General features: G+C 58.6%; 5 protein-coding genes. All 5 read right to left on the bottom strand.

Annotation, left to right across the window (positions count from 1 at the left end; all coding sequences use genetic code 11):
* Positions 1–144: 144 nt before the first annotated feature.
* Positions 145–876, bottom strand: coding sequence for a plasmid SOS inhibition protein A (locus HX884_RS25445; protein ID WP_110820889.1), 732 nt, complete (start codon positions 874–876; stop codon positions 145–147).
* Positions 873–1307: a conjugation system SOS inhibitor PsiB gene (psiB, locus tag HX884_RS25440; RefSeq protein ID WP_061549460.1), complete on the bottom strand. Its 435-nt coding sequence runs from the start codon at positions 1305–1307 to the stop codon at positions 873–875. Before psiB ends, HX884_RS25445 begins: the two co-directional genes overlap by 4 nt.
* Before the next feature lie 37 nt (positions 1308–1344).
* Positions 1345–3357: a ParB N-terminal domain-containing protein gene (locus tag HX884_RS25435; protein WP_061549459.1), complete on the bottom strand. Its 2013-nt coding sequence runs from the start codon at positions 3355–3357 to the stop codon at positions 1345–1347.
* A gap of 67 nt (positions 3358–3424) precedes the next feature.
* Positions 3425–3790: a hypothetical protein gene (locus HX884_RS25430; protein WP_032641231.1), complete on the bottom strand. Its 366-nt coding sequence runs from the start codon at positions 3788–3790 to the stop codon at positions 3425–3427.
* 43 nt (positions 3791–3833) lie between these two features.
* Positions 3834–4106, bottom strand: a complete 273-nt coding sequence (locus HX884_RS25425) for a DUF905 family protein (RefSeq protein WP_061549458.1) — start codon at positions 4104–4106, stop codon at positions 3834–3836.
* Positions 4107–4382: the final 276 nt, after the last annotated feature.

Raw genomic sequence — 4382 nt, 5'->3', positions numbered from 1 at the left:
ACCACTTTGTCGGATGCTTCAGATTATGACCAGACGGTTCACGCTGTACGCTTACGCACATCTCTTTCAGCTTTGCCGACATGGTACGGAGCTTGTTACGCTGGCTGCGCGCGACTTTCAGCTCCGTCTTGCAGGGGTTATTTCTCATTCTGCCCCCTGCTGATATCGCAGCTTGTTCGGTACCTGCCAGCGCTCAGCAGTACGGACAGGTTCCGGTGTCTCCCGCACGATGAACGGGATTTCGTACATCACTGCATGCAGTGGGTCACCGCTGATGCGAAGCCAGTCAAGTTCCTTCAGCGACGTGAACCGCGACTGCCAGCGCCAGAACGGTCCGGCAAGCTCTGCCGCGTCAAACTCGTCGCTCCACCGGGTGTACCAGGTGCAGACGGTTTCCGGTGACTGAAAATTCAGGTCGATTTTCGCCTGCTCCAGCAGGTTCTGGCGCAGTTTCCAGCGCTGTTCGTACTCGCGGGACTGGCGGCGCAGCTGGCGCGTGGTCTTAATGCCGGATCTGTGCAGCCGTCGACCCGTGCGGGTGTGCATGACTTCAGGAAACAGTTCGGCCTGTACATCAATCGTGAGCGGCAGCGGGCAGGCTTCACCACTGGTGGCGATCATGGTGTTAAGCGCCTCCTCGACCTGTTTCAGGTTCGAATGACGGTTATTTGGCACCCAGTGCAGGCCAGGTATTTTATTAGCCACCGTGGCGTTGAGACGCCCGCTGCCCGTGAGAAGGCGCAGAAAGGTACGCACATACGGCATGGCGGGCAGTCGTGCGCCGCGTTCGCGGGCAGACTCAACATGGCTGATAGCCTGTATTGCAGCCTGACGGGCGGGCTTCAGGGAAACGAGCGCGTGTGAGGACGGGATCATGCTGTCACCTCCACATTCATCAGCTTCGCCACGGTGCGGGCAGTGCAGTTAAAACGGCGCATACCTGCCAGCTGCGCGATCAGCTGATTTATCCGGTCAGGCTGGAGCGTGTCGCTCTGGTAAAGGGTACGCACCACTTCACCGCCGGAGGAGAGCAGCACCAGAAGCCAGTACGGCGAGACTTCGCCGGGACTGCACACGCACAGATGCCAGTCATCACTGCCGTCCGCGCTGAAGCGGCACTGGACGGGGAAGAAGCCGCCGAACTCGCTGCGGAACTCGGCGCTGACGCACCATCCTTCAGGTGTCGACAGGAGGCCGGTCACGGCATCGCTCAGGGTGCGGCGCGCGTCCTCGCCCTGCTGACGGATAAACTCCAGGTCGGATGCGGTCAGGGTGTTGATTCGGTTCAGGTCATATTGCATGGTCATGTCTGTTCCCGCCGCCCGAAGGCGGCGGCCTCCGGTATTAAGCAGCGTGGTCAGTGGTATCAGCGTCGGTTTCGGTGGCTTCTTCAGCCTCAGCGGCTGGCGCTGTGCGCACCATCCAGTCAGGCAGCCAGCCCTGAGCATTCAGATCCTGCTCGGCGGCCTTCGCTGCATCGCGGCGCTTGAGCTTCACAACTTCACCTGCACGGGCGCTGAGTCCGGCTTCTTCATAGGCTTTGCCAATCTGGGAAATCGTGAGCTTACCGAAGTAGCTCTCGGCATCCGGCTGCCACCATTTGCGCAGGTCAAAGTCCAGCGCCGCTTCCAGCCCGTCCAGTTCGCTTTTCTGCGTATGGTTGTACATACGCTCCTGAATACCGTTGATACCGTGTGCCGCACAGAATCCCAGCAGGGTGTTCACCTGCTCAGCTGACCATGACAGCAGCCAGGTGAAATCGAGATGCCAGTTTTCGGGCAGCGTTGCCTGAAGCGCCTCTTTCTGCGCTTTGAGCGCCGTCAGCGCCTTCCCTTCTTCACCGGATGGAGCCAGTGATGCAAGGTGATACTGATTCGAGGACACGGAGGCTTTCAGCGGTTCGCTGCGTTTACCGTAGCTGCGGTCAAACATACTGAGGCACAGTGTCCACGTCAGGAGCGCCACCGATACGTCGGGACGACCCGCCAGTTCGGCCTGAACGGCGAGAGTCCGTTCGGCTGACATAGCTTTTACCAGCGTTGCCGGATAAGCGTCGGCGGGAATTTCAGGCGTGGTGTGTCTGATCACATTGCTTTCACGTTCCTGACGCGCCTGTTCTTCAGCTACCCGGTCTTCGTCGGTCAGCCTGCGGATACCGGGCTGAACCCGAAAATTGTCACCATCCCATGACACCCAGATACCGTGGGCGGCGCGAAATTCCGGCGTGGCTTCGCGGTAAGTCGCCTCGCAGTAAATGTCATCAATCTGCTCCTGAATCGCGTATTCGTCATCGTAGCTTTCAGTCGCTTCCATTTGTTCTTCCAGCTCACTGACGCGCTTCTGTTCTTCTTCCGTCAGGACAGCTTTCGGCATCGCAAAACGGTACTGTTCACCGTCCTCACCGCTGGCACGCAGTTCCGTCATACGGTACTCAGCCCAGCCCCAGCCCTGCTCCTGCTTAACGCGGGCGGCGAGCACGGTGAGCTTGCCAGCCAGCAGAGATTTCACCAGCGCCGCATCGGCAAAGGTGCTGTCCCTGTCGCTGAACAGGTCGGCGGTCAGCGTACCGCCAGCGGCGGTATAGGCTTCCTCGCCCACATACTCAAACATCGGGTGACTGATGGCCATCTTGTCGTCGGTCACCATTTTGCGCAGGGTCTGTACGGCAGGATCGCGCCACTGTTCAACAGCCTCTTTCCAGACCTGCTCCTGACGCTCATGGGTATCAGCAAGTGTCAGGACTTCACACTGTTCAAGGGAGATTTCATCCCGCGCCAGCGCATCCAGCAGGGAGGGGGCAAGATTCGCCAGCTTCAGGCAGCGCTGAACGTGGCGCGGGTGATAGCCCATCAGTGCGCCGATCTGAGAGGCCGTTTTACCTTCCTGCTGAAGGGTACGAAAACCGATAATCTGCTCGGCGGGATGCATGTTTTTACGTCGACCGTTCTCGATCATCGAGGCCGCCACCGCCATCTCAACGGGCAGGACTTTCACCGGAACAAACGGCGTGTCTGCATCGAGCACACCGCGCATCACCAGAATGCCTGTGCCTCTGCGACGACCTTCACCGCCGACAATGCCGATCGTACCGTCCGGCAGTTCTGCACCGATCAGGTTTTGCAGGATGCCCATTGCCTGAATGCTGTCAGCCATCTCTTCCACTTCCTGATCGGTATGCGGAATGATGCGCGTGTTTAAGCCCGTGTGTGACAGGCGGGAGTACGGGAAGATTTGCACGGGCGTATCAGCGAGCAGCCGGACGAGCTTCTGCTCGGTAGACTGCGCGATTTTTTCCGCAGATTTTGCCTGGCGGGTGGATTTAGCAGTTTTTTTTGCCGTAGTATTGGTGGTGACCATGATTTTTACTCCTGTGTTTAAGTGATGGTCCGCCGTGGCCGGAGTGCGATCCGGTCACGGCACCCGGTTAACCGGTAATGCGTTTCGGGTGTGCTGCCAGTGCTGCAAAGGACGGATAGCCATCAAGAACCTGCATCATGACTTTTGCCCCTTCCAGCATCGCTTTATCCGTTACGCTGCCGCTGTTTTCACACACGTTGATCGTTGCCACGATCCCCGATTTCACATCTGAAAAACGCTCATACATGCGGTTGCTGAACAGGACACGTTTGCCTCCTGCCATCACCTGCCAGTTGTTGCAGTCATTAAATCGGGTGTCCACGTTGTCAAACTCGACCACGTGGGTGTCGCTGGCCTGAATGCGCAGCAGCTTCACGATTTCGGTGCTCTGCCCGACCTTACGGGTCGCCGGACGGGTGTTAAGGTTCTGCATGTTTCCTCCTTCTCTGGGTTAAGGCCGGACATCCGGCCTCCGGTTAAAACTGCACGTATTGCAGGTTGCGTTTCAGTTCAAAAAGAAAATCCGGTTCAAACGACCATGCGCGCCAGTTAAGCGTTCCGTTGGTGCGGATCTCCACCTGCACGTCGCCGTATCGGGACACGTCGGACAGGGTGACGGTGACCCCCGCTTTCAGCACAGTGGCCTGAGCCACCCACTCCCGCGCGACAGAAACAGGGTTTTGCTCTTCCCCACATCTTCCGGCGGTTTCCTCTCCGGCGGTTTTGACGTTGACGTTCTGTGTGTTCATCCTGCTTTTCTCCTCTGGTGGTGGTTGTCCATCTCCCAGGCTGGTACTCTCGCGGCAAGGGCCAAGTAGCTACGGCGGGGCGGCAGAAGAAGGGCGGAGACAAAAGTTTTTGCGCCCCGCAAAAAGTTTTGGCGGAGTGCATTTCACCCTTCGGATGACGACCCGACGGTGCTACGACCAGCCCTCCGCGTGAGGACGCATGGGGGATGGCCTCACCGGATGAACAGGATGCACACACCCGACACGTCGGAACGGCGTGGCGACATTAAAGCGACG

This window comes from Enterobacter sp. SECR19-1250, assembly GCF_013391025.1.
Taxonomy (GTDB): Bacteria; Pseudomonadota; Gammaproteobacteria; order Enterobacterales; family Enterobacteriaceae; genus Enterobacter; species Enterobacter cloacae.
This window is presented reverse-complemented; position numbering and strand designations above follow the sequence as displayed.

Coding starts and splice junctions, on each gene's coding strand:
- HX884_RS25445 (WP_110820889.1), bottom strand. CDS start 876: ATGATCCCGTCCTCACACGCGCTCGTTTCCCTGAAGCCCGCCCGTCAG.
- HX884_RS25425 (WP_061549458.1), bottom strand. CDS start 4,106: ATGAACACACAGAACGTCAACGTCAAAACCGCCGGAGAGGAAACCGCC.
- HX884_RS25430 (WP_032641231.1), bottom strand. CDS start 3,790: ATGCAGAACCTTAACACCCGTCCGGCGACCCGTAAGGTCGGGCAGAGC.
- psiB (WP_061549460.1), bottom strand. CDS start 1,307: ATGACCATGCAATATGACCTGAACCGAATCAACACCCTGACCGCATCC.
- HX884_RS25435 (WP_061549459.1), bottom strand. CDS start 3,357: ATGGTCACCACCAATACTACGGCAAAAAAAACTGCTAAATCCACCCGC.